We start from the raw sequence: 25,973 nt of genomic DNA, 5'->3' as shown, positions 1-25,973 counted from the left end.
TCAATCATGACATCCGTTAGCCGCTCATAAGGAACGCAAGACCTTCACCATCCAGCCGGATGCTGAGCGCTATTCCAGGGTTTGTGATGGATGCATTCCCAATGCCTGGTGGTGATGACTCCGCTGCTGCGTCCACACCCAGTCCCTGATTTCAGGGAGGTCCTCAAAGTGCTCGCGGATATACCTGGCGTGGTCCTCCAACTGCGTCCGGCAATGCTGCAGCAGTTGGTCTGCCCCTGCAAACTGCCCATGTGCCCGGCGTAGTGCTTCCATCACCAAGTGGTACCGGCTGACCTTGTTAAGGACCACCATGTCGAACGGAGTGGTGGTGGTGCCTTGCTCGTTGTAACCACGAACATGGAACCGCTCGGGGTGCGGGCGGCCGTGCAGGAGTTGATGCAGGGCCCTCGCGTAACCATGCCACGCCATCACAACGTCCACGTCGGCGGTGAAGAGTTCCTCGAACTTTTCCCCTGCCAGCCCATGCGGATGCGTGTCCGGAGGTGGCAGGACCATGGCATCCATGACGTTGACTACCCGGACGGACATGTCAGGGACATACTTCCTCAGCAACCATGACGCCGCCAATGTTTCCTGTGTGGGAACATCACCGGCACATGCGAGGACAATGTCCGGTCTCTGGGCGGCCGGAGTTCCAGAAGCCTCATTTCCAGCCCAATCCCAGGTGGATGCACCCACGGCTGCGTGCTTCCGTGCCTCCTCGAGGGTCAGGTACTGAAGATGTTCCTGTTTATCGATGACCACCAGATTCACGTAGTCCTTGCTGTTCAGCATGTGTTCCGCGGTGACCAGCAGAGTGTTCGCATCGGGAGGGAAATAGACGCGGATGACTGTACTGGACAGGGACAGGACGGTGTCGATGAGACCCGGGCCTTGATGACTGAAGCCGTTGTGATCGTTCCGCCAGCAAGTGGAGGTCAGCAGGATGTTCAGACTCGGAACGGGCTTCCGCCACTCCAGTTCCCGTGCATGTTGGAGCCATTTGGCGTGCTGGATGGTCATGGAAGCACTTACCATCGCAAACGCCTCGTAGCTGGCAAACAGTCCGTGGCGTCCGGTCAGCACATATCCTTCCAGCCACCCTTGGCAAAGGTGTTCGGAGAGGACTTCCATCACGCGTCCGCTGGCGGATACATGATCGTTTGCGAGCGCCGCAGCCGGTTCCAGGAGGCACCTGTCGGTGGCTTCGAATACTGCGCCGAGCCTGTTGCTGTTGGTTTCGTCGGGGCAGAAGAGGCGGAACCTTGGGTCCTCGGCGGTACCGGTGTAGATATCCCGGAGCATTTCCCCCAACGGTTTGGTGCTCTCATGCATCACGGCACCGCGGGGAACGGCCTCTATGGCGTACTGATCGAGCCCTGGAATCATCAGATCAGGGCCTCCATCGCCACGGCTGGCCGGCAACGCACCCATGCGCAGATCGCCTTCAGGGGCGAGTTGCGCGAGTTCGGGAATCAGCCGGCCGTCGGCCTCGAACAGTTCTTCCGGCCGGTACGAACGCATCCACGCCTCAAGTTGCTTGAGGTGATCGGGGTTTTTGCTGACGCCCGCCAGGGGGACTTGGTGGGAGCGGTGTGTTCCTTCTACGGGCTTTTCGTCCACTGTCACCGGCCCTGTCCACCCTTTGGGGGTGCGTAGGATGATGGCCGGCCATCGTGCGGGACCGGCGACTCCTTCTGTGCGGGCGCGGGACTGGATTGTCCGGATCGATGCGTAGGCTGCGTCCAGCGCTGAGGCGAGGGCGGGGTGGACGCGGTATGGGTCTTCGCCGGAGACGATGACGGGATCCCAGCCGTGGGCCTCCAGCAGTGATGCTACCTCCAGGTTTGAGCGGCGGCCCAGCACGGTGGGACCGGAGATCTTGTACCCGTTGAGGTGAAGTATTGGAAGCACTGCACCATCCCTGCATGGGTTGATGAACGAGGGCGCCTTCCACGAGCCCTCCAGAGGACCGGTTTCGGCCTCCCCGTCACCCACTACGCAGGCAATGATCAGGTCCGGATTGTCCATGGCCGCTCCGGTGGCATGCATCAGGGAGTAGCCCAACTCGCCGCCTTCATGAATGGAACCGGGGGTGGCGGGTCCGACGTGGCTGGCGATGCCTCCCGGGGTCGAGAACTGCCGGACCAGCCTCCGCAACCCTTCGATGTCTTTGCCAACGGCGGGATAAACCTCCGAGTAGCTGCCCTCCAGATAGGTATTGGCGACGACGGCGGGTCCCCCGTGGCCGGGACCGGCCACGAACAGAACTTCCGCATTTGTGCGACGGATAAGGCGGTTGAGGTGCGCGTAGATCAGAGACAATCCGGGACTTGTTCCCCAGTGACCCAGAAGTCTGGGTTTGATGTGCTTCACTTGCAGCGGTTCCCGGAGCAGGGGGTTTTCCTGCAGGTAGATCTGGGCAACGGTCAGATAGTTGGCCGCAGACCAATACCGGTGCAGGAGGTCAAAGTTCTCTTCCTTCGACTCAGCATGGGTAGCGGTGGCGTTCTCTTCCAGGCTCATGGTGCAATCAACTTTCCTTCGGGGGCATGGCGAGCAAAGCCGCCGTCGATTCTGCTATGGCGCGTTCTTCATCGCTGGGCACTACCAGCACAGGAAATGCGGAGTCCGTGGCGCTGATTTTGCGGATGCCGTCCTTACTGGCCGAATTCGTTTCCTCATCAAGCCAAAGCCCCAGTGGTCCCAACCATGCCACCACCTTGTCCCTGAAGAGTGCAGAGTTCTCACCCACGCCTCCGGTGAACACCAGAGCGTTGGGCCGGCCAACCACCATGGAATAGGAGGCAATGTATTTGGCCAGACGGTAGGCAGCCATATCCAAGGCGAGAATCGCATCAGGTACTCCGTGAAGGGCAGCGACGCCAATTTCACGCATGTCAGCGGTTCCCGCCACCGCAAATAAGCCTGATCGGTGGTTCAGAATATGGTCAACCTCTTCGGCAGTTGCACCGCCGCGCTGGATCAACAAGACAATTGAGGGATCCAGGTCTCCCGAGCGCGTACCCATGACCAGGCCCTCCAGTGGGGTCATTCCCATGGAGGTGTCCACGCTGAGCCCCTGTCTTAGGGCGGTGACGGACGCGCCATTGCCAACATGCGCCACGATCCCATTCAAAGACGCAATCGGAATCCCGAGAAACTCTGCAGTGTCGCGGCAGGCCATCTCCACCGAGATCCCGTGGAACCCGTAGCGCCTCACAGGATGCGCCAAGTAGGCGTCCTCCGGTATGGCGTAGCGCGCAGCGAAGTCCGGAATGGAGCGATGGAAAGCCGTGTCGAAGACGGCCACCTGTGGGAGGTCGGGCCAACGTTTACCGGCGGCGTCCATGCAGGCAATACTGGCCGGGTTGTGCAGTGGCGCCAAGGGACTGAGGTCTTCAATGGCGGTTATTACGTCCGCTGTGACACGTACCGGGCTGCTGAACCGTAGGCCGCCGTGGACTACGCGGTGACCAATCGCCTCCGGGCTCGCGGATCCGAGGCTCTTTACGGTGGCATCGAGTTCTTCAAAGGCCGTGCTCAGACCGTCCTGGGTGGAACGCTCATCAGGTGGCCAGTCCACCTGTCCGGACGCCAGGATGCGCGTTCCAGGGTGGGAAGCTGAGGTATCCCGCACATGGTATTTCAGCGATGAGGAGCCGGGGTTCAGCACAAGGACGCGCATGTTCTCCTTTCACGTCCGCCGGGAAGGGGAAGGTGGATGCCTCTCCTCTGGACCCTAGTGCACTGAACTGTTCAGCGGGAGGGCCTTCCGGCCCTTGCGACGATTGACCGACCGGCCGATAGTGGAGAGCACCACCCTTGGCCATCCGAAGGGAACATCGGTTCGTGAAGATGCAGATTCTGGTTGCCCTCGGCGGCTCACGGGCGGGCGCTCCTGTGGCTGACTGGGCTGCGGCCCGCGCAGAGTCCCTTGACCTTGGCTTGGCCCTGGTCCATGTAATCCCCGATCGGTGGGCTTACCCCCGGGAGAGCGACCGTCAACTGGCGCTAAGCCGCTCTGAGGATCTGCTCACCGCGGAAGCGGAACGGCTGGCGGCAGCCTTTCCCCTTCTGGCCATCACGACTCACCGGTTGCCAGGCGAACCTGCCGCAACGATCGCTTCCATGTCACCGGCCTACTCGATGGTGGTGGTGGGCACAGACCGCGGACCCGGCACGGAGGGGCAGGGATACGGTTCGGTCAGTTTCCAAGTTGCTGTTACCAGCAAGTGCGACGTCGCCGTTGTTCCCGACCTTGCCCGTCAAGAGCGTTCCGGCGTAGTGGTTGGCGTCGACGGCTCCCCTGAGTCGGTGGATGCCCTGGATCAGGGGGCCAAGGAGGCCCAACGTGTGGATGCTGAATTGACCATTGTCCACGCATCGGGTCCCGGGGTTGACCCTGCCGATGGCAGGAACGTTCTTGACGCGGCTGTCCGGCGGGTCAAGAACGAGTTCCCGTCCGTCGTGGTGAAGGAAGTCCTGGATACCAGCCGTGGCCCCGGAGAAGCGCTGATAGCTGCTGCAGCAAAAGCACAGCTGCTGGTCATGGGTTGCAAAGGGCGAGGCGGTTTGAGCGTACTGGTGGGCTCCGTTGCCCAGCATGTGCTCCTGCAGGTGCAGTGTCCCACTATCCTGACCCGAAGCTAGCCTGAGATGCCGGGGGGCTACCTCTGAGGGACAACTCCAGGCGGCTCTCCCGTAACGGTTGAACCCATCGGCTTCCACGGCAATCAACCCCTCCCCGAAGAACGTCGAGCTTGATTCATGGTCCGGCCCCTCCCGACCATGCCTTTCGACCCTAGACGCGGGCAGTTCCCCGATGGAGTCTTTCATCGAACAGGCATTCCTGCATTGGAGAGAAGATGTCCCTTGGGAACACACCTTCGGCCTCACTGTCCGAGACCCCGGGCGCCGAGGGCCTGAGCTCGCAGGCGGCCGGCGATCTGTTGCGACGAACCGGACCAAACGTTCTACCCACCGCCGAAAAGGTCCCCCCATGGCGGAAGCTGCTCGGGGAACTGACCCACTTCTTCGCCCTGATGCTATGGGTTGCAGCTGGGCTCGCTTACGTGGCAGGCATGCCACAACTGGGCATCGCAATCATCATCGTGGTGATCGTCAACGGCGTTTTCGCCCACATCCAGCAGGAACGGGCCCAACACGCAGCCGAACGATTGCAAGGACTGCTCCCGGCCGACGTCACTGTCCGGCGGGATGGGCGGCTTCAGAGGGTGCATGCGAATGCCTTGGTACCGGGAGATGTGGTGGTTCTGGCCGCAGGCGACAGGTTGCCGGCAGACGTGCAGTTCATTTCGGCGTCAGCATGCAGCGTCGATGAATCGATGCTCACCGGTGAGAGCGAGTCCGTACCCAAATCCGCGACGGACACTGCATGGGGCGGCACGTTCCTGGTCAACGGCGAAGCGGAAGGGTTGGTCACGGCCACCGGAGCCAACACCAAGCTAGCCGCCATCGCAGCGCTGACCAGCGGCACCAAGTCTCCGCCCACTCCGCTGACCATGGAGCTGCGCAGAATAGTCCGCTTGGTTGCCATGGTGGCCCTCACCGTCGCCGGGCTGTTCTTCGTGGTCTCACTTCTGGTCGGAATTGTGTGGCGTGATTCCTTCCTGTTTGCCATTGGAGTTGCGGTTGCGCTGATCCCCGAGGGCTTGCTGCCAACGGTTACCCTGTCCTTGGCCATGGGCGCACAGCGTATGGCGTCGAGAAACGCACTCGTCCGCAATCTTGAAGCCGTGGAGACCCTTGGCTCCACCACCTTCATTTGCACCGACAAAACCGGAACGCTGACGCAAAACCGGATGAACGCCGTCGAGGTCTTCACGCTGGAAGGGCCGCTACATATCAGCGGTGACGGCTATACGCCTGAGGCCCGGGTTGATGGGCCAGGCCGTCCCTCTGCCCTCCGGGTGGCCAGTGCGGCCCGCGCCGCGTCGCAGGGCCGCGCCGTGCTCCACGGCGAGGAATGGGTGGCCAGCGGAGATCCAATGGAAGCGGCGATCGATGTTTTGGCCCGACGCCTTGTGGGGAATGCACCTGAGGAACTTCAGCCAGAGGTACGGTTCGCCTTCGACGCCGATCGTCGGAGGGAATCGGTCATTGTGGGCAACACACTATATGTGAAAGGAGCTCCGGAATCCGTCCTTCCCCTCTGCGGAGTCGAAGCCACTCAACTGTCCCGGGAAGTAGAAACCATGGCCGCCAAAGGCCTCCGCGTCATTGCTGTCGCCACGAGGGAACTGCCTGGAGCAGCCGGCAGTTGGCGTGAGCGGGCCGCAGAAGAGGCTGAGCTGAACCTCGAAGGAATAGGCCTCATTGGCCTCCATGACCCACCCCGTCCGGACGTGGCAGATGTCATCAAAACCGCCCGGGGTGCAGGAATCCGTATTGCGATGATCACCGGCGACCACCCCTCCACCGCAGCGGCAATTGCACGGGAAATCGGCCTCCTGGGGCAACCGGACATGGTCCTTCAAGGCGCTGAACTCCCCCATGACGAACAAGTCCTCGGGGCACTGCTGGACCGTGATGGAGTGGTGGTGAGCCGGGTTTCTCCCGAACAGAAACTGAGGGTGGCCAAAGCCCTGCAGAGCCGCGGGCACGTTGTTGCCATGACCGGCGACGGCGTCAACGACGGTCCCGCTTTACGTCAAGCCGATATCGGCGTGGCCATGGGACTCAGTGGCACCGATGTGGCCCGCGAGGCAGCAGACCTAGTGCTCCTGGATGACCACTTCGCCACCATCGTTGCCGCCATAGAACAGGGCCGGGCCACGTACTCAAATATTCATCGGTTCCTCACTTACCACTTGACTGACAACGTCGCTGAACTCACGCCCTTCGTGATCTGGGCACTTTCCGGTGGTCAATTCCCCTTGGCCCTCGGCGTTCTCCAGATCCTGGCCTTGGACATCGGAACCGATCTGCTTCCCGCATTGGCCCTCGGGGCGGAACCACCAGGCAAGCGGGTGTTGAGCAGGCCTCCCGAAAAACGGCATCTCCTGGATCGGCAACTCATGCTCAGGGTGTTTGCTGTCATGGGTCCCACGGAGGCGTTGTTCGCCATGGGGGCTTTCTCCGTGGTTCTCTTTGGCAGCGGTTGGGGCCGTGGGGACCCGCTGGACCCCGTTGTGCTGATGGGCGCATCAGGGGCCGCGTTCGCAGCGGTGGTCCTTGGCCAGTTGGCAACTGCCTTCGCTTGCCGCAGTGCTACCGTTCCCGCGTGGAAGCAGGGATGGTTTACCAATACGTTGCTGCTGTGGGCTGTAGGGGTGGAACTGGCGGCGTTAGCACTGTTCCTCTATGTACCACCCGTAGCCGGCATCCTGGGCCAGGCTCCTCCTCCCCTCCCTGGCTTCGCCGTTGCCCTCCTCGCGATTCCCGGCGTTCTGGGGGCGGATTGGCTCTACAAACGGCTGCGTCACGGAGGGACCCACACCCATTAGGGCAGTCTGCCGGATCCGTGCCCTTCGACCCTAGTGGCGCGGACCGGTGGAAGAGCAGGCTGGTCCCATGAATACACACTCGCGCTCAGATCGGATCGTTGTCGGCGTCGACGGATCCGAATATTCCTCCAATACCCTGCAGATGGCCGGCCGCATGGCAGCTGCGTTGGGAGGCCCCTTGGAGGTAATCACCTGTATTGGAATGTCCGACTACTACTTGGCCTCGCGTTTCGAGCCCGAGTTGACACGCTTCACCACGGAATTGGAAGACACTGCCAAGCGGCTGGTCGAGGAGGCCTTGGAGCGAGCCTTCGGCGCAGACCGCCCCAAGGATCTAACAGTGACGGTCAAATTCGGTGAACCAGCCAAAGTCCTTGTCGAAGAAAGCCACGGGGCGCAACTGCTCGTGGTGGGGAGGCGGGGCTCCGGTGGCTTCTTCAATCAGCCAATGGGATCCGTCAGCAGGGCTTGCTCGGCCCACGCGCAGTGCCCCGTCCTGGTGGTCACTCAGGATGAAAAGGCCTAGCTGGGCGACTGCGCCTGGACAGCGGTAATGGCGACAGTGTTGATGATGTCTTCGATCGTCGATCCCCTGGACAGGTCATTGATGGGTTTGCGAAGCCCCTGAAGGATGGGCCCGACGGCGACAGCACCGGAAGACTGCTCCACGGCCTTATAGGTGTTGTTGCCTGTGTTCAGGTCAGGGAAGACGAAGACTGTGGCCCTGCCCGCCACAGCAGATGACGGCAACTTTGAACTCGCGATAGCTGCATCCACCGCGGCGTCGTACTGTATGGGGCCGTCCACCGCGAGGTCCGGCCGGGCAGCGGCGACCATATCCGTAGCTCGCTTGACCTTGTCCACGGCCGTTCCGCCGCCGGATACGCCTGTGGAGTATGACAACATTGCAACCCTCGGTTCAACGCCGAACTGCGCCGCCGTCGTCGCCGATGCGAGCGCGATGTCCGCCAGTTGCCGGTCCGTTGGATCCGGCACTACGGCGCAATCTCCGTACACGAGTACGCGGTCCGGAAACAGCATGAAGAACACCGAGGACACCAGTCCGTTGCCATGCTGGCTTTTCATGAACTCCAGCGCCGGGCGAATCGTGTTGGCCGTGGTGTGCGCCGCTCCGGAGACCATCCCGTCGGCCTCCCCCAGGTGGACCATCATGGTGCCAAAGTAGGCGCCATCGAGCATGACTTCCCTGGCACGTTCCAGGATCACGCCTTTGTGGGCGCGCAAGCGCTGATATTCCAGGGCGAATCGCTCTCGTAATGGCGAATGGGCGGGGTCCACGATGGTGATGCCACCCAACTCGATGCCCTCGGCTTCGGCAAGCTCGCGGACCGCAGACGGATTCCCTAGAAGCGTCACGTGGCACACATCCCGGCGACGCAGAATCTCTGCCGCACGCAAGACCCGGCTATCTTTGCCCTCAGCCAGAACGATGCGTTTCTTCTGCTGGCGGGCGCGTTCTACGAGGTCATTGAGGAATCGCAACGGCGTCATGGTCGCCGGACGCGGCAGCGCCAGACGTTCCAGCAACTCCTTTTCGTCGATGGAGCGAGCCCAGATGCCCAATGCTGCTGCCACCCTGCGGCTTTCTCCGGTGTGGATCTCGCTGCGGACGTGCGAAACACGTTGAGCCGTAGTGGAGGCATCCGCGGATTCTGCGAATACAGGAAATGGCGCATGTGCCATCAATGGCAGCACGTAGCTGGCAGGGACCAGGCCATCAGTCAGGATGACTCCGGACGGCGTGGGCAGCTCCGGTGACAACGCCGAGGCCATGCAAGCCATGACGATGTCAGTGCGATCCCCGGGAACAATCACCAGGTTCCCGGGCTCAAGTATCCGCAGGAAGTTCTCCGCGTTCATAGCGGCCACTTGCACGCCGCCCACGTCCCGGTCCAGCTCTGATCTGCCCGAGAACCATTCAAGAGACAATGTCATCGCCACATCGGCCACGGTGGGCGCCGATATCTCAGGAACCTCGGGAATCACGTAGCTTGGAAGGCCTCCCGTGGCCGCCCTAACAGCTCCCCGAACTGTGTCGATGTCTGCTGGCCGGACGCGGTTGACCACAACGGATAACACCGGGCATCTGGCTGCCTCCAGCTGCTGTGACGCGTCGGCCACCGCCTGGGTGGTCTCCTCCGGGCCCAATCCCTGGGCCCCGATGACCGCAAGGACCGACAGCCCCAGATTGTTGGCCAGTTGGGCGTTCAGGTCGAACTCCCTCCCAGCGTCCGGGCCTGAGAGGTCCGATCCGTCCACAACAACAACGTCACATTCTTCGGCGATGCGTCCGTACTCCTCCAGTGCCTGGGAAGAAACCTCGTCCTCGCGGCCTGCCGCCAGCGCTGCCCGGGCATCAGCCAACGTCATTCCTGCCCTGCAGCGGACTGACTCCACCTTGTATCGCCTGCGAAGCATCCGAAGCAGTGGGTCGTCGGCCGGATCTGTTCCGTTCACAATTGGCCGGTAGATTCCCATTCGGCCCGTTCTGCGGTGCAGCGCGTCAGCCAGCCCCAAGACCACCAGTGACTTCCCGGCTTCGGGTGCGCCGGACACAACATATACGCCGTGGACCATGGTGTTTCCCTCCGGGCCGATCATCCGATGCTTCACAGTTGCACCCCGCAGGGCCTCACCGCCAGAGTCGAAGGTCATGATGGCTGCTCCCGCCCCCGGGACCTTGGACTCTACTGGGGACGAGAAGCCAGCCATAGGCTCGGGAGCATCGAATCACCGGCGACGTGGCGATCCGCCAGCAGCCACCACCCACCCAGGAGACCGAGATCATGGAAACCGATGAACGCCCCGGAACGGTCCTATCCGAAGCCGACTCATGGAAGGTCCTGGAACGTAACCAGCATGGTCGCTTGGCTGTCAGCGTCCTGGGTGAACCGGACATCTACCCACTGAACTTCATCGCCCACAACCAGCGGCTGCTGCTGCGGACAAACCCCGGAACTAAGCTCGCCGAGCTGACAGTGAATGAGAAGGTCGCCTTTGAAGTGGAGGAGATCGCCGACGCCGAAGCATGGAGTGTTGTCCTTAAGGGCACTGCCAGGGTGATCGAGTCGCAGTCGGAGATCGACGAAGCGGACAAGCTGCCCCTGAAGCCGTGGATTCCGACGCGTAAATACACCTACGTGGAGATCACTCCCACCCGGGTCCATGGCCGCCACTTTGAACTCGGTGATGAGCCGGAGCGGTATTGACCCCACGGGCATCCGCTGACGGCACCGACGCAACAGACCGTCCAGGGCCCAGGGCCCTGAGGGCATTGAGAATGGTGGCAAGATCCACCAGCTCCTGCAGCAGCGCCCCGGCGACGGCTGGAATCATGCCCAGCGAGGCCATCACCATCAGGCCGAGGCTCAGCAGTATCCCGGTCCAAATGCTGGTCCGGGCGATTCGAAGGGTACGCTGCCCGATGCCAACCGCCAGCGCGGCCTTGGACAGGTCATCGACCATAATCACCACGTCCGCCGACTCGCTGGCCGCAGTGGCGCCTTTGGCACCCATGGCGATGCCGACGTCGGCCGCTGCCAGTACCGGAGCGTCGTTGACGCCGTCGCCCACCATCATCACGGGCCTGTGCGGAAGCGCGGCTACGGCGGCAACTTTGTCAGCAGGCAGGCATTCGGCCAGGACGTTGCTGATGCCCGCATCCCTGGCGATGTGTTCGGCTGTGGTTGCAGCGTCTCCGGTGAGGAGCATCGTTTCCCCGACCCCGAGACTCCGAAGTTCCGTCAGGGTGTCCTTTGCGTTTGGGCGCAATGGATCGCTCATGATCAGAGTGCCGGCAAACCGACCATCCACGCCGACGTAAATCCCCAGATGGCCTGCGGGCAGTGTGGTCATATCGAAGCCGCTCACCAAGGAACCGACGTAAGCGGGTTTACCTACCACGACGTGGTGGCTTCCGCAGTCGGCCGTGACACCGTTGGTTGCCTGTTCGCTCGCGCCCGTTGCCGGTACCAGCGCCAAGCCGCGCGCTCGGGCTTCTGCCATGACTGACGCCGCCAGGACGTGGGTGGAATACTGCTCGGCGGAGGCGGCCAATTGCAGGAGGGCGTCTTCGGACAGATCTGAGGCGGGGGCCACCCGGATTTCAGCCAAAGAAGGGTTGCCTTGAGTGAGGGTCCCCGTCTTGTCGAAGACGGCGGTCTTGACTCTACTGAGTTGCTCGAGCGTGCCGGCGTTTTTGATGATGATGCCGGCATGTGCGGCCCTGCTGGTCCCCGCGAGGAACGCGACAGGTGCAGCTATCAGCAAAGGGCACGGGGTGGCTACCACCAGCACCTCAGCGAACCGACCCGGGTCCTGGCTGAAGAACCACGCAGCGCCGGCCAGCACCAAGGCGACCAGCGTGAACGGCACCGCATATTTGTCGGCAAGCCGTACCGTCGGAGCGCGGCTTGCCGCGGCTTCCTGAACCAAGGCAACTATTTGGCTGTACTGCGAATCCGCTGCGGTGGCTGTGGCCTCCATACGCACGGCATCGGCCCCGTTGACAGTGCCGCTGAGCAGCAGGTCGCCCTGGGTTCGCTCAGCAGGCAGGCTTTCGCCTGTCAGCGCTGACTCATCAAAGATTCCGACGTCGGAGAGCAAGGTACCGTCCACCGGAACCAACTCTGCGGGCCTGACCAGCAGTACGTCTCCGGGGACCACGGCATCCACCAGGATTTCCTCCACTGGCATTCCGGGCCGTTCGCGGTGCGCGTTCCGCGGGGACCGGTCCAGAAGCGCACGGAGCTCTCTGGTGGCGCGGCCTTGGGCAAATTGTTCCAGCGCTTCGCCGCCTGTCAGCATCAGAACCACGATCAGGGATGCCAAATATTCCCCCACCGCAACTGTTGAGCAAATGGCCATCACGGCCAGGAGGTCTATGCCCCAGCGTCCGCGCAGGAGCCCTTTGATCATGGTGCCGGCCCGGTAGAGGGCAACGCTGAGGGCAAAGATGCTTGCGAGCCCCTGGGCCGCAGGTATTTGTCCGCTGACGGCGAGGATCAGGACGGCGACGAGCACCACCAAGGTTGCTGTCACTAACGGAAAGCGCAGGGCCGAGTTCAGCAGCCGTTGTCTCATGTTCGCGGATCAGTCATGAGGTTTTCGGCTCAGAACCACTTTCAGGGCCCCTGTTTCCGCGGCACGCGAGAACGTGTCATAGGCATCCATGATCTGTTCCAGGCCGAAGTGGTGGGTGGCAAACCTATCAGCGGGGAGCTTATGCTGGGCCACCAGGCGAAGCAGCATCGGGGTGGTGTTGGTGTTGACCAATCCCATGCTGAAGTTGATGTTCTGGATCCACAGGTCCTGGAGCGGAAGTTGGACGGGTTTCCCGTGGACCCCAATATTGGCCACGTGCCCGCCGGGGCGGACCAGGCGCAAGGCCATGTCAAAGGTCTCCGGTATTCCCACGGCTTCCATGGACACGTCCACACCAGCCCCGTCGGTGAGGGCGAGAACGTCCGCAATCCACTCGGGCTTGGTGGGGTTGACCGTGTGCGTGGCTCCGAAGTCACGGGACTTGGCCAGCCGGCTCTCGTCGGGATCTATGGCCACTACCGTGGCTGCACCGTGGAGCCCGGCCGTGGCCATGGCCGCAAGGCCGATGGGTCCAGCCCCTACAATGGCCACGACGTCTCCCGGGGCCACGTGTCCGGCTTGGACTCCGATTTCGAAGGCCGTGGGCAGTATGTCGGAAAGCATCACGGCTTCGTCGTCGGTGACGCCGTGGGGCAGTTTGTGCAGCGAATTTTCTGCGTAAGGAACCCGGACGAATTCGGCCTGCGTCCCGTCGATGAGGTGGCCGAAGATCCAGCCGGTTCCGGCTTGTCCTTCGTCACCGAGGCAGTGGGAGAACAGGCCCTTCCTGCAATTGCCGCAGTGTCCGCAGGACTTGATGCAGGAGATGATCACCCTGTCTCCTGGGCGGAGCGCACTGATTGAACTCCCCACATCGGTGACACTCCCCACCCCTTCGTGCCCCAGGATGCGTCCCGGCTGGACCGCAGGGACGTCCCCTTTGAGGATGTGCAGATCGGTACCGCAAATGGTAGTGGTGTCTATACGCACGATTGCGTCTGTGGGATGCAGGATGACAGGATCCGGCACGTCCGCCCAGGAATTTTCTCCGGGGCCACCGTAAACGAGTGCCTTCATGGTGTTGTTCCGTCCTTGTGATGTCCGTCCACCAGGATGGCCGGACGGGCACCGTTGCTCTGCTCCAGCACTTTCCGGCATTCGTCCGGGGCGTGACGTGCGACGGCGGCGCTTGGCTGTGTTTTCATTCCAAACCCGGTTTTCATTCCAAACCCGCCCTGGTGGCGTCGTCGAGCGGACTCCACCACGTCAGCGGCGGGGTCACCTTGAAGCTGCGTCCGGTCAACGAGGTGGGAACGATTCGGACAAAATGGTCTTTTCGCCCGGCCTGCCATGGGAAAAGCAACAGACCGACAGTGTCCAGCACTTCCTGGGTCAGCTTGATGCTCTCTGCTTTTCCCTTGACCACGACGCTCCAGGCGACGCCCGTATTCGGGTCGACTCCGTCCGCTTCCAGTGCTACAGGCGTGGCGCTGAGGGCGGCGTGGAGCTTACTCCCCTCGCCAGTGCGGAAGACCAGCGTGCCGTGGTCTGCTTTGTAATTGATGGGAAAGATGTCGGGGTGATCGTGCGCCCAAACTGCGAGGCGGCCCACTGAGACGCTGCGCAGCAGCTCCCAACACTGCTTGTTGTCCAGGATCACAGCTTCCGGAACCGTGGGTTTGTTCGTCATGGTTAGACCGTAGGTCTGGTGGCGCCGGGACAACAGGGCACAAAGGCCCACATGCGCCGTAGCCGCTTCAGAGGCGCCAGAGTAGTCTGGCATCAAAGGAGCCCTGCGGCCCCGAGACAGGATCTCGTACGTTCGTCGAAAGGTACTGGTGAACCCATCCGAAACTCCTGAGCCCCGCAAGCCGAAGCTTAAATCGCGGATTCCGATTGAAGACCTTTTGAAGGACTTCGTTGGGCGCGCCGGGGAGCTTCTACAGGCACAGGAAAGAACGCGGGGTCTGCTCGAAGCAGTTGTGGCCGTCGCGGAGGACTTAAGCCTCGAGGCCGTGCTCGACCGTGTGGTGACCTCCGCCTGCCACTTGCTTCACGCCCGCTATGGCGCCTTGGGCGTCATTGGTGAGGACAACGCGCTCAGCCATTTCATCACCGTCGGGATAGACAGCGAGCAGGCCACCCGGATCGGCCCCCTCCCCACCGGACACGGTGTGCTCGGCCTACTCATCACCGAGCCTGTGCCGCTTCGCCTCCACGATCTGCGCCAACACCCGAAGGCCTACGGATTTCCCCAACACCACCCGCCCATGAAGTCATTCCTCGGAGTTCCTGTACGGGTGAGAGACGTGGTGTTCGGCAACCTCTATCTGACGGAGAAGGACGGTGGCGGGGACTTCACGCCGGAGGACGAGGACCTTGCCGTGGCGTTGGCAGCGGCGGCCGGTGTGGCAATCGAGAACGCCCGGCTGTATGAAGACGCCCGACGGCGGACGTCCTGGCTCGAAGCATGCATGGACGTCACAGGGAGAATGCTCGGTGGTGACCAGGTGGACCGGGCCGAGAATTCAGCGCTGAACTTGATCGCTGCCAGGGCTTTGCAGGAATCGGCATCCCATCTGGCCTTGATACTGGTCCCGTCCTCTCCGGGAGGCCCGTATGAAGTCGCGGGCACGGCAGGGGAACGCGGAGATGATTTCGCTGGCAAATCACTGCCAATGGATGCCGCCGGAGTCCATGAAGTGGGACGAGAAGGGAAGCCGCTCTGCCTCGATGACTCCACGGAACTCCTTGGTATTGCCGGGCATGCAGGGCCAGCCAAACTCCTCATCATCGACCTCACCGCCCAAGGAGCCCATCATGGGCTTTTGATCCTGGCACGTGATCCTGGTACAGGAAATTTTTCCAAGATGGATGTGGAGATGGGTGCGGTCTTCGGTTCGCATGTGGCACTCGCGCTGGCACTCGAACGGATTCACAGGCTCCGGGAACAAGTAGTGGTGTTCTCGGACCGCGACAGGATCGCCCGGGACCTCCATGACCTGGTGATCCAAAGGCTTTTCGCCGCGGGGTTGAGTATTCAGAGCCTTCGGCGTTTTACCACTGGCGAGTCTGCTCTGAACAGGATCGACTCCGTCACCGAAGAGCTGGACACCAGCATCCGCGATCTCCGCAACACCATTTATTCGCTTCAGGCCAGTACCCACGAGCGCGAGCCGTTGAGCGGCCGCATCCTTCAGTCGATTCAAGCCGGTGCCAAATCCTTGCCCTACGCGCCGCATCTGACCTTGGCCGGCCCCGTTGACTCCCTCACCGACGAAACCACCATAAAACACCTGCTGGCCGTTCTCACAGAGAGCCTCAGCAATGCGGCGCGTCATTCAGGAGCCACGTCCGTCAATATTTCCGTGGCGGTCCACGAAGGCCGGCTGACACTTGAAGTGGCGGACGATGGATGCGGTTTTAAGGATCCGGCGCCGGGGAACGGCCTAACGAACCAGGCGCGCAGGGCAGCGGAAATGAATGGCACTTATAGCGTCACCAGCGCACCAGGCAAGGGGACGTCGCTAACATGGTCGGTCCCGCTGTCCTGATCCTCAGTGCCGGTTCCCGGCATCCTCTTCGGAAGAATGAGCCATGAAAACCGCCGCCTGGGTTCGGCGTTCGAACCCGAGTTTGGCCAAGAGGGATGAGACGTAGTTCTTGACCGTCTTCTCTGCCAGGAGCATTTCCTCTCCGATCTGGCGGTTGGTCATACCTTGCCCAACGAACTCGAGGACCCGGCGCTCCTGTGGTGTGAGGGACGAGACTCGGGGATCCTGTTTCTTCGGCGCCGTGAGGCCCTGAATGATCCTCGTCTTGACGGCCTCATCGAACAGCGACTCGCCCCTGGCAGCCTTGCGCAGGGCGCCAAGCAAATCCATTCCACCGATTTCTTTCAGGACGTACCCGGCGGCACCGGCAAGGACGGCGCCGCGGAGGGCTTGTTCGTCGTCGTAGCTGGTGAGTATGAGACAGTTCAGCGAAGGGTCAACTGAACGCACGTCACGGCATACCTCAATTCCCGTCCCGTCGGGCAACCGTGCGTCCAGCACAGCGACGTCCGGGTGCAACGCAGGAATCCGGCGCGTCGCTTCCTCGGCGGACCCGGACATGCCGACCACCACGAAGCCTTCACCTTCCAAGAGTTCTTGGAGCCCCCGACGAACCAATTCGTGGTCGTCGAGTATGAACACGCGGATTGGTTCTCCTGGGGAATCGGTCCTGTGGCCGGATGTTTCTCGGCGATCCATGACTCTCCTGTCCGACGGTCGGTGACCGCATACTCCGGGGCCTGTGCGGGCGGCTCTGCCAAATTCTTGCTGACGGGCGCCTTGGCCACAAGGGTCCAAGGACCCTTCATCAGCACGTGACTTTTGGCCCTGTCCAGAACGGTCCAATGTGCCGACGCTGGAAGAACAAGCCCGCAGAAGCACTCGGCTAAAAGTGCAACGTCGGACATCAAGAAGGAGCCAGCCGTGCCCTGCCTTAAGGATGAAGCATCGTCATGAGCACCAAAAACCCCTCTACGCTCCGCTTTCTTGGCGCAACGGACACCGTTACCGGCTCGCGCTACCTTGTGGACTTCCACGGAACTCGAATCCTTGTGGACTGCGGGCTCTTCCAGGGCTACAAACGGCTGCGCCTGCGGAACCGGCAGCCCTTCCCAGTATCCCCTGCCTCCATTGATGCCGTCCTGCTGACGCACGCCCATCTGGACCATACGGGCTATGTTCCCAAGCTGGTGAAGGATGGTTTCAGAGGTCCTGTCTACGCCACTCACGGGACGAATGAACTGTGCAAACTCCTGTTGCCCGACAGCGGACACCTGCAGGAAGAAGAGTCCAGGTACGCCGATCACCGTGGGTCCTCTATCCACACCCCTGCTTTGCCCCTCTATACAGCGGCCGATGCCGTGAAGTCGCTCAACAGCTTCCACCCCGTTGCGTTCGATGAGCCCCTCGACCTCGGCGGCGGCGTCGAGGCCACGTTCGTACCCGCCGGCCACATTTTGGGAGCAGCCCAGCTTCAGATCCGGGTGGGCGGCAACTCCCTTCATTTCACCGGCGATCTGGGCCGCGACGATGACCCCCTCATGTATCCTCCCCGGCAGCTGGAGGCAGCCGACGTGTTGGTGACGGAGTCCACGTACGGCAACAGGACGCATCCAGCCAGCAGCCCGGAAGCTGAAATCGGCGAGGTGGTTTCCCGGGTGGCCAAGCGGGGAGGAGTGATTCTGGTAGCGGCATTCGCCGTTGGCCGGGCCGAAACGCTCATGCTTCAGTTGGCAAGGCTTCGCAGAAAAGGTGCCATACCGGACATTCCCGTCTATCTGAACAGTCCCATGGCCATAGACGCTTCCTATATGTACCAGAAGCATCCGGACGAACACCGCCTGCGCCCGGATGAATTCAAGGATATGTACGGGGTGGCCGTCATGACCCGGACGGCGGACGATTCCAAGCTCCTGAACCTCAGGGGTGGCCCCATGATCATCATCTCCGCAAGCGGGATGTTGACGGGTGGACGGATTCTGCATCACATCGAGGCGTACGGCAATGACCCCAACAATGCGATTGTCCTGAGCGGTTACCAGGCCGCCGGCACCAGGGGTGCAGCGCTGGCGGCAGGTTCGCGTGAACTGAGGGTCTATGGGCAGGACGTCAAGATCAGGGCCGAGGTGGTCCAATTGGAAGGTTTCAGCGCACACGCCGATTCCGATGCCATCCTCCGATGGATGCATTCAGCAGCGCAAGCCCCACGAATGACGTACATCACCCATGGAGAGCCGGATGCATCTGAAGCCCTTCGCCTCCGCATCAAATACGAATTGGGGTGGAAGGCCCGTGTCCCGGAATATCAGGAGACCGTCTCCATCGCCACACCGGAATAAGGACTTCCGGCCCTAACCGGTCCTATGAACCCGGTACAAACTGGCAACAAGGCCCCGGCAAAGGTCCGGGGAACTCGTCAACGAAGAACGGGCCCAGCCATGAACGAAGCAATTGTCGTAGGTGTCAACGATTCACCCAGCAGCGAGGCTGCCATGGGATGGGCCATGCATCGAGCAGCCACCTTGAAGCTGCCGGTTCAGCTTGTCCACGCCGTGGATGACCGCTGGGCGTACGATTCTGTGGGGTACAACGAATGGATCCGGGAATCCGGGATCAACTTTCTTGCAGCCGCCAAGGACCGGGCCGCCAAGATGGAACCCACCGTCAAGGTCACCACCGACCTCGTCTCGGGTGGTGCCGGTTACGCTTTGGGCAAGAGATCCAAAAAGGCCGCCATGGTGGTCATTGGTTCAGGCCATGGCTGGGCTGGCGGTTCCCTGACCGACCGCGCCTTGCAGGTTGCTGCCGTGGCGCGCTGTCCCGTTGCAGTCATCGGTGAGCACGACATGACAAACCGCAAAGGAATTGTGGTCGGAGTGGACGGTTCTGAAGAGTCCACCCAGGCCGTCGCGTTCGCTGCGGCGGAGGCCGACCGTCAGGGCCAGGAGCTGACTGTTCTCCATGCCTTCCTCACGCCGGAACCGTGGGTTACCCGCGGTGTACCCCGCACCAACTACTTTGAGGTCATCACGGAAGAGGAGCGCGTTGTACTGGCCGAAACCGTCGCCGGATTGGCAGACAAGTACCCGGATTTGGTGGTGCACCAGGTCCTCGACACCCACACACGGCCCGCGGAAGCACTGCTCGCGGCCGGGGCCACTGCACAATTGCTGGTGGTTGGCAGCCGCGGACGGGGCGCCTTCAAACGCCTCTTGTTGGGTTCGACGGCGCATGCGGTTCTCACCAAATTGCCGTGTCCCACGATTATCGCGCGCATCAGCCCCGTCAAGCACTCCGACTGAAAGAACCATCACACCCCGAACCCGGGGCACTGAAAGTGCGGACTTGCCAGCCCTCGGGCAAGCCCGCACTTTCGTGTTAAGCACTCATTCATCATTCCTTTTCGGGGGTGTGCACCACAAGAACCGGGCATTGTGCGTGTGCGACGCAGGCCGAACTGACCGATCCCATCAGTAGACCGCCGAAGCCGCCATGGCCGCGCCTGCCGACGACTACCAACTCTGCTCCGCGGCTTGCTTTGATCAGTCCTTGCCGTGGATGGCCCTGTTCCAGATGCGAAATGACGTTGTCAGGCACGTCAATGCCGAATGCCTTTTCGACTGACTCGTTCAGGACTTGTCCGGCCGCTTCCTCAAAACCGGTGATCCCCATGGCAACGTAGCCTTCGAAAACCGGCGGGAAATCCCAATACGCAACGGCCTCAACGGTCGCCCCCAGCGGGACGGCAAGGCGCTGAGCCTCGCGGAGCGCCTCAATGGATGCCTCCGATCCATCCACACCTACAACTACCCTGCCTGGCGATGTGTTCCCTACCATGATGTCCTCCGGCACTCTCTGGTGTTACCGCGCTCTGGCGTTCCTGAACTTATGACGTGCAGTCTTGCCAGAATGGCGTGAACGGCTACCGGGGAACAGGGCCGAAGGTCACAGTGGCGCGGACCTCAGCCAGCCTTATCTGCGGATCGGAGTTGTTCGATGGTCGACCTCAGCGTGCGGATCGTCTCGTCCAGTTCTTCGGTCAGGGCCGCCATCCGCTCCAACGCCGCCGGATCATCCATGAATCGCCTGAGGTTCTGAATGCCCAAACCCGCAGCAAACAAGCGTTGAATCACCAAGTCGTGCAAATCGCGCGCAATGCGTTCCCGGTCCGAGAGCACCACGCTTTGTTGCCGAAGGGCGCTCGCACGGACAAGATCCAAGGCCAACCCTATTCTGCTGCCGAAAAGCGCGCTGGAATCAACATCCGAACGGGTGTATGCGGGAGCCCCGGTACCGCGGGCCAACAGGAGGGCTCCATTGTCCGTTCCACGATGACCCAAAGCCGACACAAGCACAGGGCCCAGCTTCTCCGTCAAGTCAACGCCCAGAACGTGATGAGGGTCCTTCACCACAAGGGATTCGCCGGTTTCGATAACGGATAACACGATCTGCGAACCGGTGAGCTCCTGCCCGGCGTAGAGGCCCTGTACCCCGATCGCCGACCGGCACAGCACTCTTCCGTCTGACGCTGGGACCGCAACGACAGCAAGAATGGATTCCGACGCCCGAAGGGCCGCTTCGGCCACGAGATCAAGGTGACTGGCGCCGTCGTCGAACTCGTTTGTGATCAGCAGGCTACCTAACTCCACACCGGCCTCGAGCCACCGTTGCCTGCGGTGGCTCTCGTCGAACAGCCGGGCGTTCTGGATGGCAACCCCGGCGGCCGCCGCCAAGGCTACAGCCAACTCTTCATCGGCAGCGGTGAAATCCAGCCCGTCCTTCTTTTCCGTCAAATACAGGTTGCCAAAGACGACGTCGCGGACCCGGATGGGTACGCCGAGGAAACTTTTCATGGGGGGATGGTTCCTGGGGAATCCACTCGCCATCGGATGCTGGCCAAGGTCGTGGAGCCGTAAGGGCAGCGGTTCCCGGATCAAGTGGCCCAACACGCCGTGACCAGTTGGCAGATCACCAATTGACCTGATGCCTTCGTCGTCAATCCCCACAGTGACGAAGTGACTAAGTTGCTGATCCTCACCGATGACACCCAAGGCACCATATCTCGCATCCACCAGGGTGCAGGCTGACGTGACCACCCGGTCCAAAACGGCTTCCAAGCTCAGTTTGTCCGCCATGGACATGACCGCATCAAGCAAAGTGTTCATTTGCTCCTGGGCATGAAGCAATTCGTCGGCCCGCTCCACGAATTCGCTAAGGAGCGTATTTACACGCCCCTTCAGTGGGGACCTCCACGGTTGGTCTGCGCCCACAGGTCATGCCTCCCTTGTGCCAAGCGAGAGTACTTCTTTGCCGAGTCTAAGGGACTCCTGTGGATACAAGAACATCTCCCTGCCGGACTCCAGTAAAGGTTTAAACACTCGGTATTTGTCCGGGCTGGTGGTGCCCTGAACAATGGTCTCGCCCAGTCGCCGATAATTCGGACCGATACTCCCGGGCAAAGTCTTAGGTCCCGAAATCCGGAGTGACTTTCGGCCCTGTTTCCTGATTCCGGCACCACACATGCTGGGAGGGAAAGCAGGAGGCACACCATGGCACTTTCGGAGTTCGAGCGGCTCGAACTACAGAAAATATCGCAGGCCCTTCAGGAGGAGGACCCCAGGCTGGCAGCACTGATGAGCGTGGATGATCTGAACCGACGCCGATGGAAGGGCATAAAGCGAGGCTTCCTCGCTGCGCTTGCCGGGCTCGGACTGCTGCTGGTGAGTTACCCAGTGGGCAGTCTGGCACTGGGAGTGCTGGGCTTCCTTGTCATGGGTGCAGGAACGTACTGGGCGACCGTTTTCATAGGTGACCGCCCCCTTCGCGGGAAGCCCCGCCCCCGAACACACACCCACGAGAAGAACAAGGAACAGTCATGAAAGCACTGGTCGTTTACGATTCCGGCTTTGGCAACACCAAGGCGATTGCTGAGGCCATTGCAGCAGGCCTCAGCTCACTCAACGCGAAAGTGTTGCCCGTCGGACAGCTTCGACCCGAAGATATCTCATCAGAGGACCTTTTGGTGGTGGGAAGCCCCATCAACGGGTGGCGCCCAACCCAGAAGACCACCGAGGCTCTATCCCGTCTTGGTAAACATGGACTCTCAGGGGTGGTTGCTGTCGGCTTTGATACGAGGGTCAAGTTGTTCATCCATGGGGATGCGGCCAAGAAGATCACCAAAACCCTGCATGACGCCGGAGCCAGCATTATTGCCAAACCAATGGCCTTCTACGTCAAGGGAACCGAAGGGCCCCTGCTTGATGGAGAGACGTCCCGGGCAACGGCGTGGGGTAAAGAACTCCTGGCAGTTGCCAAAGCCCATGGAAGCCAGAGGAGCGCGTGATGGCAAGCTGGCTTGACCCGAGCAAGATCATTGTAGGCGTAGACGGATCCCAAGCCTCGGTGGAAGCGCTACGCCAAGGACAGCGCATTGCCCTGGCTCTTGACGCACCGCTTGAAGCGTGGGGTTGCTGGGAGATGCCGCTGGGATACGAAGGATATCTTGCGCTGGGAATTGATGGATTCGCCCATGATGCGGAGGATCGACTCAACAAGGCAGTGTTGGAGGCGTTTGGTGCTGAAAAGCCCCGGAACGTCAGTTCCCGACTTGTTCAAAGTTCACCCCGTGCCGGGCTGGTTGAAGGCAGCAAGCATGCGTCGCTTCTTGTAGTAGGCAGGCGCGGTCACGGTGGTTTTGGGGGACTTCTCCTGGGCTCGGTCAGTTCGGCTTGCGTTGCGCACGCGCACTGCCCTGTTCTGGTGGTTCACTCCCCCGAAAAGGGCTCTTGAGTGACTATTGGGCAGATGTCCATCCCGGCAGCTCCAGGCGACCGGCAGCATGGCTCGCTTCTGCCCAAGACGACGGAGCCTTCTTCACCTCCCCAACAGAGCGGTACACGGTTTCGTCACGAGCATTGGTCTCCCCCCAACTCGATGCCGTGGGCGAGGGTACGCCCCAAAGGCTTCCCTTTGACGTCGGAACCCTCAGGCTCCGGGCCACCGCGACGGAGGCAAGCCGTGAAGTGTTCATCGGAATTGCACCCCAAACCGAGGTGGACGCGTACCTTGCAGGGGTACACCACACCGAATTGCGTGACGTGAAATTCCAGCCCTTCCGGCCTGTTTACAGGGATGTACCAGGATCATCCACTCCCGCAGTACCCGGCGCCCAGCAGTTCTGGGCAGCATCAGCTTCCGGCCCGGGTGAGCAAGAGCTCACGTGGAACATAGCCCCCGGAAATTGGACGGTGGTGGTGATGAACGCTGATGCCAGCGCCGGGGTCGCCGCGGACCTGCAAGCCGGCTTCCGCTCCGAGCTCATCAAACCCGCAGCAATGGGCCTGCTCTTCGCTGGAGTCCTGGCCATCTTGATCGGCGTGCCGCTGTTGGTGTTGGGCGCAGTTGGGCTGGGCCGTGGCGGCGGATCGCCGGGCCAGCCCCCCTCGAGATCTGCGGCAGCACCAGACTCTGCACCGGCGAGCGCCATGAACTCACCGCTTCATTTCACCGGCCAGTTGGACCCCGCACTGTCGCCATGGATGTGGCTGGTGAAATGGTTCCTCGCCATCCCCCATTTCTTTGTGCTGTTTTTCCTTTGGTTCGCGTTCGCTGTCACCAGCATCATTGCCTGGTTCGCCATCCTCTTCACGGGCCGCTACCCGCTATCCCTCTTTAACTTCAACGTCGGCGTCCTCCGATGGAACTGGCGTGTGGCCTTCTATGCCTACGGCGTAGGTGGAACCGATCGCTATCCCCCGTTCAGCCTCTCCAGGACGAACTACCCGGCGAATTTGGAGGTGGATTATCCGGCGCGCCTCTCCCGGGGCCTGGTACTTGTCAAGTCCTGGTTGCTGCTCATACCGCACCTACTGATCGTGGGGGCGTTCACGGGAACGGGGACGTGGGCTTGGAGGACCGAGGACGGCCCCGCCGGCGTGATCAATGATCGCGGCGGAGGACTGTCCTTGCTGAGTCTGCTGGTGCTCATCGCCTTGGTAATCCTGCTGTTCACCGGCAGCTATCCGCGCCCCCTGTTCGGGTTCATCATGGGTATTAACAGATGGGTCTACCGTGCGCTCATCTACGGAGCCCTCCTGCGCGACGAGTATCCGCCCTTCCGCCTGGACCAAGGTGCCTACGATCCCGAGCCAATGCAGCCCCCTAATGCTGACGGAAGGGCCGACCTGCCGTGATTGGCGGCCGCATCGCCGCGGTAGCACCGGCGTCGCGAGGAAACGCACGACGGCGAGTGGTCGCCGTCGCGGTTTTGCAGCCAAGGCGGTGTCCGCTGTGCGGCTTTCGCTAATAGCCGCCGCGAGGACGGCCGCAGACGTTCCGGGATCATTTGGGCCTTTGGGCCCTGTTGGGGACCGGAAAGCGACCGTAGGATCTCGACATGACCGACAAGAACATAGTGCCTGAGGCAGAAGTACTTGAACCTGACGATTGCTGGAGGCTGCTGGGCGAGACCACCATCGGACGGCTCTCCGTTATCGTCAACAGGCACCCTGATATTTTTCCCGTAAATTTCGCGGTGGACAACAAAACGATAGTTTTCAGGACCGGACCGGGAACCAAACAGTGGGCCATGGAGGATGACGCCGTGGTAGCCATCGAGTGCGACTCCGTCAGTGCCGAATTCGGAATTGCGTGGAGTGTGGTTGTGAAAGGCACAGTTGAGGACGCAGGGTCCGAAGGCCCTCGACTTGATGAGATCAGGCGCGCCCTTTTCCCGTGGCAGGGAGTGGGTCAGGACTACCTCTTCAGAATTGTTCCGGCCTCGGTAACCGGGAGACGATTCGACCTTTCAGCGCCGATGTCGCTTCAAACTCCACTCAACGACGCAACACGGGCCGGCTTGGAATAGCGCGGTGCGCCCTTGAAGAATCAGGTGGCACCGCCTCGCACCGGAACAGTCTTGTCAGCAGACCGGCTCGTCAAGAAATTCGGTGACCTGACCGCCGTCGACGACGTCTCCTTCGCCATCGGCCCCGGTGAGACTTACGGCCTCCTTGGCCCGAACGGTGCCGGGAAGACCACCATCATCAACATGGTTGCCGGTCTGATACCTGCCGATTCCGGATCAGTTGATGTGGCCGGTATCGGGATGGACCCAGGGAGTGTCGCCGCGAAACGCAACCTGGGGCTGGTCCCCCAAGAGCTCGCTATCTATCCGGATCTGACGGCACGCGAGAACCTGAATTTCTTCGGCCGGCTCCAGGGTCTTGGCCGTAAGGAGTTGTCCTCCAGAGTGGACACGGTTTTGGATCTCCTTGGCCTGACTGAGCGTGCCGGCGAACAAACCAAAAAGTACTCCGGTGGCATGAAGCGTCGTCTGAATATTGGTATCGGTTTGCTCCACCGCCCCGGTCTGCTGATCCTTGACGAACCGACGGTGGGAGTTGACCCACAGTCACGCAACTCAATTCTTGAAGCGGTGGGAAACCTCTCAACGGAGGGCACCGCGGTCCTCTACACCACCCATTACATGGAAGAAGCAGAGCGCCTATGTGACAGGATTGCCATCTTGGACCAAGGCCAGGTCCAGGCTGAAGGAACCAGGGACGAGCTCATCACGCTCACCGGCGGAGTGGACCGGATTACTCTCATGGGGACCGGCCGGACCACGGCAGCAGCTCAAGCGCTGAGGTCGCTCGACGGTGTTCACCGCGTCACTGATTCCGGAGGAACCGAACTGATACTCACCGTCACGGACGGTGCAGCTCTCCTCGCAGGCATAGTAACTACCGCAGCCCGATCAGGAATGACCCTGGCATCGGTATCCGTGACACGTCCGGACCTCGAATCGGTTTTCCTGCATTTGACCGGCAAAGCGCTCAGGGACTGA

The 25,973-nt window shown here is 61.5% G+C and carries 23 protein-coding genes; 13 read left to right on the top strand and 10 right to left on the bottom strand.

Annotated features, from left to right (window positions below; all coding sequences use genetic code 11):
• Window positions 1–69 precede the first annotated feature (69 nt).
• Together HAV21_RS13560 and HAV21_RS13555 are read right to left on the bottom strand one after the other, a co-directional pair.
• Window positions 70–2,526, bottom strand: a complete 2,457-nt coding sequence (locus HAV21_RS13560; RefSeq protein ID WP_166842074.1) for a phosphoketolase family protein — start codon at window positions 2,524–2,526, stop codon at window positions 70–72.
• Window positions 2,527–2,533: 7 nt separating this feature from the next.
• Window positions 2,534–3,688 (bottom strand): acetate/propionate family kinase, encoded by a 1,155-nt coding sequence (locus HAV21_RS13555; RefSeq protein ID WP_166842073.1) that lies wholly within the window; start codon window positions 3,686–3,688, stop codon window positions 2,534–2,536.
• A 170-nt stretch (window positions 3,689–3,858) separates the two neighbouring features.
• Here HAV21_RS13555 and HAV21_RS13550 point away from each other — a divergent pair, with 170 nt between their 5' ends.
• The 3 genes from HAV21_RS13550 to HAV21_RS13540 all read left to right on the top strand — a co-directional run bounded on the left by HAV21_RS13550 (window position 3,859) and on the right by HAV21_RS13540 (window position 7,995).
• Window positions 3,859–4,653 carry a universal stress protein gene (locus HAV21_RS13550; protein WP_208096845.1) on the top strand — a complete coding sequence of 265 codons (795 nt, stop codon included), beginning with the start codon at window positions 3,859–3,861 and terminating at the stop codon, window positions 4,651–4,653.
• Between the two features lie 215 nt (window positions 4,654–4,868).
• A complete protein-coding gene (locus HAV21_RS13545; protein ID WP_166842071.1) occupies window positions 4,869–7,469 on the top strand; it encodes a cation-transporting P-type ATPase in 2,601 nt (866 codons plus the stop codon).
• Window positions 7,470–7,536: 67 nt separating this feature from the next.
• Window positions 7,537–7,995, top strand: coding sequence for a universal stress protein (locus tag HAV21_RS13540; RefSeq protein WP_142939382.1), 459 nt, complete (start codon window positions 7,537–7,539; stop codon window positions 7,993–7,995).
• Here HAV21_RS13540 and pta read toward each other — a convergent pair.
• Window positions 7,992–10,067 (bottom strand): phosphate acetyltransferase, encoded by a 2,076-nt coding sequence (pta, locus tag HAV21_RS13535; RefSeq protein WP_166842130.1) that lies wholly within the window; start codon window positions 10,065–10,067, stop codon window positions 7,992–7,994. The two genes, HAV21_RS13540 and pta, sit on opposite strands and share 4 nt — an antisense overlap.
• A gap of 209 nt (window positions 10,068–10,276) precedes the next feature.
• Here pta and HAV21_RS13530 point away from each other — a divergent pair, with 209 nt between their 5' ends.
• A complete protein-coding gene (locus HAV21_RS13530; protein ID WP_142939383.1) occupies window positions 10,277–10,699 on the top strand; it encodes a pyridoxamine 5'-phosphate oxidase family protein in 423 nt (140 codons plus the stop codon).
• On the opposite strand, the gene HAV21_RS13525 is transcribed toward HAV21_RS13530, so the two are convergent.
• From HAV21_RS13525 to HAV21_RS13515, 4 genes are read right to left on the bottom strand one after another with little or no spacing between them, the layout of a single operon-like run.
• On the bottom strand, window positions 10,638–12,572 hold the full coding sequence (locus HAV21_RS13525; RefSeq protein ID WP_166842070.1) for a heavy metal translocating P-type ATPase: 1,935 nt from the start codon (window positions 12,570–12,572) through the stop codon (window positions 10,638–10,640). The two genes, HAV21_RS13530 and HAV21_RS13525, sit on opposite strands and share 62 nt — an antisense overlap.
• Before the next feature lie 9 nt (window positions 12,573–12,581).
• Window positions 12,582–13,649 (bottom strand): zinc-dependent alcohol dehydrogenase family protein, encoded by a 1,068-nt coding sequence (locus HAV21_RS13520; protein WP_166842069.1) that lies wholly within the window; start codon window positions 13,647–13,649, stop codon window positions 12,582–12,584.
• Window positions 13,646–13,777, bottom strand: coding sequence for a hypothetical protein (locus tag HAV21_RS22490; protein ID WP_279539016.1), 132 nt, complete (start codon window positions 13,775–13,777; stop codon window positions 13,646–13,648). Before HAV21_RS22490 ends, HAV21_RS13520 begins: the two co-directional genes overlap by 4 nt.
• A 14-nt stretch (window positions 13,778–13,791) precedes the next feature.
• Window positions 13,792–14,262, bottom strand: a complete 471-nt coding sequence (locus HAV21_RS13515; protein ID WP_166842068.1) for a pyridoxamine 5'-phosphate oxidase family protein — start codon at window positions 14,260–14,262, stop codon at window positions 13,792–13,794.
• A gap of 148 nt (window positions 14,263–14,410) precedes the next feature.
• On the opposite strand from HAV21_RS13515, the gene HAV21_RS13510 reads away from it, so the two are divergent.
• Window positions 14,411–16,126, top strand: coding sequence for a GAF domain-containing sensor histidine kinase (locus HAV21_RS13510; protein WP_166842067.1), 1,716 nt, complete (start codon window positions 14,411–14,413; stop codon window positions 16,124–16,126).
• A gap of 3 nt (window positions 16,127–16,129) precedes the next feature.
• Here HAV21_RS13510 and HAV21_RS13505 read toward each other — a convergent pair whose 3' ends face one another.
• A complete protein-coding gene (locus HAV21_RS13505) occupies window positions 16,130–16,825 on the bottom strand; it encodes a response regulator transcription factor (RefSeq protein ID WP_166842066.1) in 696 nt (231 codons plus the stop codon).
• A 254-nt stretch (window positions 16,826–17,079) separates the two neighbouring features.
• On the opposite strand from HAV21_RS13505, the gene HAV21_RS13500 reads away from it, so the two are divergent.
• Together HAV21_RS13500 and HAV21_RS13495 are read left to right on the top strand one after the other, a co-directional pair.
• A complete protein-coding gene (locus HAV21_RS13500; RefSeq protein WP_166842065.1) occupies window positions 17,080–18,465 on the top strand; it encodes an MBL fold metallo-hydrolase in 1,386 nt (461 codons plus the stop codon).
• Between the two features lie 99 nt (window positions 18,466–18,564).
• Complete coding sequence (locus HAV21_RS13495; protein ID WP_166842064.1) at window positions 18,565–19,428, top strand: universal stress protein; 864 nt, start codon at window positions 18,565–18,567, stop codon at window positions 19,426–19,428.
• Window positions 19,429–19,519: 91 nt separating this feature from the next.
• On the opposite strand, the gene HAV21_RS13490 is transcribed toward HAV21_RS13495, so the two are convergent.
• Window positions 19,520–19,963, bottom strand: a complete 444-nt coding sequence (locus HAV21_RS13490; protein ID WP_166842063.1) for a universal stress protein — start codon at window positions 19,961–19,963, stop codon at window positions 19,520–19,522.
• 125 nt (window positions 19,964–20,088) lie between these two features.
• A complete protein-coding gene (locus HAV21_RS13485; protein ID WP_308196346.1) occupies window positions 20,089–21,291 on the bottom strand; it encodes a GAF domain-containing protein in 1,203 nt (400 codons plus the stop codon).
• Between the two features lie 384 nt (window positions 21,292–21,675).
• On the opposite strand from HAV21_RS13485, the gene HAV21_RS13480 reads away from it, so the two are divergent.
• The 6 genes from HAV21_RS13480 (at window position 21,676) to HAV21_RS13455 (ending at window position 25,973) form a co-directional block, all read left to right on the top strand.
• Window positions 21,676–22,005, top strand: a complete 330-nt coding sequence (locus tag HAV21_RS13480; RefSeq protein ID WP_142939393.1) for a DUF3040 domain-containing protein — start codon at window positions 21,676–21,678, stop codon at window positions 22,003–22,005.
• The gene (locus HAV21_RS13475; protein ID WP_142939394.1) at window positions 22,002–22,469 is read left to right on the top strand and encodes a flavodoxin domain-containing protein; all 468 of its coding nucleotides are present in this window, start codon (window positions 22,002–22,004) and stop codon (window positions 22,467–22,469) included. The genes HAV21_RS13480 and HAV21_RS13475 overlap by 4 nt, the downstream gene beginning before the upstream one ends.
• Window positions 22,469–22,915 carry a universal stress protein gene (locus HAV21_RS13470; protein WP_142939395.1) on the top strand — a complete coding sequence of 149 codons (447 nt, stop codon included), beginning with the start codon at window positions 22,469–22,471 and terminating at the stop codon, window positions 22,913–22,915. The genes HAV21_RS13475 and HAV21_RS13470 overlap by 1 nt, the downstream gene beginning before the upstream one ends.
• Window positions 22,912–24,318, top strand: a complete 1,407-nt coding sequence (locus tag HAV21_RS13465; protein WP_243753289.1) for a DUF4389 domain-containing protein — start codon at window positions 22,912–22,914, stop codon at window positions 24,316–24,318. Before HAV21_RS13470 ends, HAV21_RS13465 begins: the two co-directional genes overlap by 4 nt.
• Before the next feature lie 203 nt (window positions 24,319–24,521).
• Window positions 24,522–24,992, top strand: coding sequence for a pyridoxamine 5'-phosphate oxidase family protein (locus HAV21_RS13460; protein ID WP_166842061.1), 471 nt, complete (start codon window positions 24,522–24,524; stop codon window positions 24,990–24,992).
• Window positions 24,993–25,016: 24 nt separating this feature from the next.
• Window positions 25,017–25,973, top strand: a complete 957-nt coding sequence (locus HAV21_RS13455; RefSeq protein ID WP_166842060.1) for an ABC transporter ATP-binding protein — start codon at window positions 25,017–25,019, stop codon at window positions 25,971–25,973.

The organism is Paenarthrobacter sp. MSM-2-10-13 (genome assembly GCF_011605365.1).
Classification (GTDB): domain Bacteria; phylum Actinomycetota; class Actinomycetes; order Actinomycetales; family Micrococcaceae; genus Arthrobacter.
The sequence above is the reverse complement of the archived record's forward strand: the minus strand, read 5'-3'. Positions and strand labels throughout refer to the sequence as shown.

Bases quoted from the DNA above. Each gene is read 5' to 3' on its own strand.
- HAV21_RS13555 (WP_166842073.1), bottom strand. From the start codon at position 3,688: ATGCGCGTCCTTGTGCTGAACCCCGGCTCCTCATCGCTGAAATACCAT.
- HAV21_RS13550 (WP_208096845.1), top strand. From the start codon at position 3,859: ATGCAGATTCTGGTTGCCCTCGGCGGCTCACGGGCGGGCGCTCCTGTG.
- HAV21_RS13545 (WP_166842071.1), top strand. From the start codon at position 4,869: ATGTCCCTTGGGAACACACCTTCGGCCTCACTGTCCGAGACCCCGGGC.
- pta (WP_166842130.1), bottom strand. From the start codon at position 10,067: ATGGTCCACGGCGTATATGTTGTGTCCGGCGCACCCGAAGCCGGGAAG.
- HAV21_RS13515 (WP_166842068.1), bottom strand. From the start codon at position 14,262: ATGACGAACAAACCCACGGTTCCGGAAGCTGTGATCCTGGACAACAAG.
- HAV21_RS13490 (WP_166842063.1), bottom strand. From the start codon at position 19,963: ATGGTAGGGAACACATCGCCAGGCAGGGTAGTTGTAGGTGTGGATGGA.
- HAV21_RS13470 (WP_142939395.1), top strand. From the start codon at position 22,469: ATGGCAAGCTGGCTTGACCCGAGCAAGATCATTGTAGGCGTAGACGGA.
- HAV21_RS13475 (WP_142939394.1), top strand. From the start codon at position 22,002: ATGAAAGCACTGGTCGTTTACGATTCCGGCTTTGGCAACACCAAGGCG.
- HAV21_RS13525 (WP_166842070.1), bottom strand. From the start codon at position 12,572: ATGAGACAACGGCTGCTGAACTCGGCCCTGCGCTTTCCGTTAGTGACA.
- HAV21_RS13460 (WP_166842061.1), top strand. From the start codon at position 24,522: ATGACCGACAAGAACATAGTGCCTGAGGCAGAAGTACTTGAACCTGAC.
- HAV21_RS13520 (WP_166842069.1), bottom strand. From the start codon at position 13,649: ATGAAGGCACTCGTTTACGGTGGCCCCGGAGAAAATTCCTGGGCGGAC.
- HAV21_RS13560 (WP_166842074.1), bottom strand. From the start codon at position 2,526: ATGAGCCTGGAAGAGAACGCCACCGCTACCCATGCTGAGTCGAAGGAA.
- HAV21_RS13495 (WP_166842064.1), top strand. From the start codon at position 18,565: ATGAACGAAGCAATTGTCGTAGGTGTCAACGATTCACCCAGCAGCGAG.
- HAV21_RS13480 (WP_142939393.1), top strand. From the start codon at position 21,676: ATGGCACTTTCGGAGTTCGAGCGGCTCGAACTACAGAAAATATCGCAG.
- HAV21_RS13540 (WP_142939382.1), top strand. From the start codon at position 7,537: ATGAATACACACTCGCGCTCAGATCGGATCGTTGTCGGCGTCGACGGA.
- HAV21_RS13500 (WP_166842065.1), top strand. From the start codon at position 17,080: ATGAGCACCAAAAACCCCTCTACGCTCCGCTTTCTTGGCGCAACGGAC.
- HAV21_RS22490 (WP_279539016.1), bottom strand. From the start codon at position 13,777: ATGAAAACACAGCCAAGCGCCGCCGTCGCACGTCACGCCCCGGACGAA.
- HAV21_RS13485 (WP_308196346.1), bottom strand. From the start codon at position 21,291: ATGAACACTTTGCTTGATGCGGTCATGTCCATGGCGGACAAACTGAGC.
- HAV21_RS13505 (WP_166842066.1), bottom strand. From the start codon at position 16,825: ATGGATCGCCGAGAAACATCCGGCCACAGGACCGATTCCCCAGGAGAA.
- HAV21_RS13530 (WP_142939383.1), top strand. From the start codon at position 10,277: ATGGAAACCGATGAACGCCCCGGAACGGTCCTATCCGAAGCCGACTCA.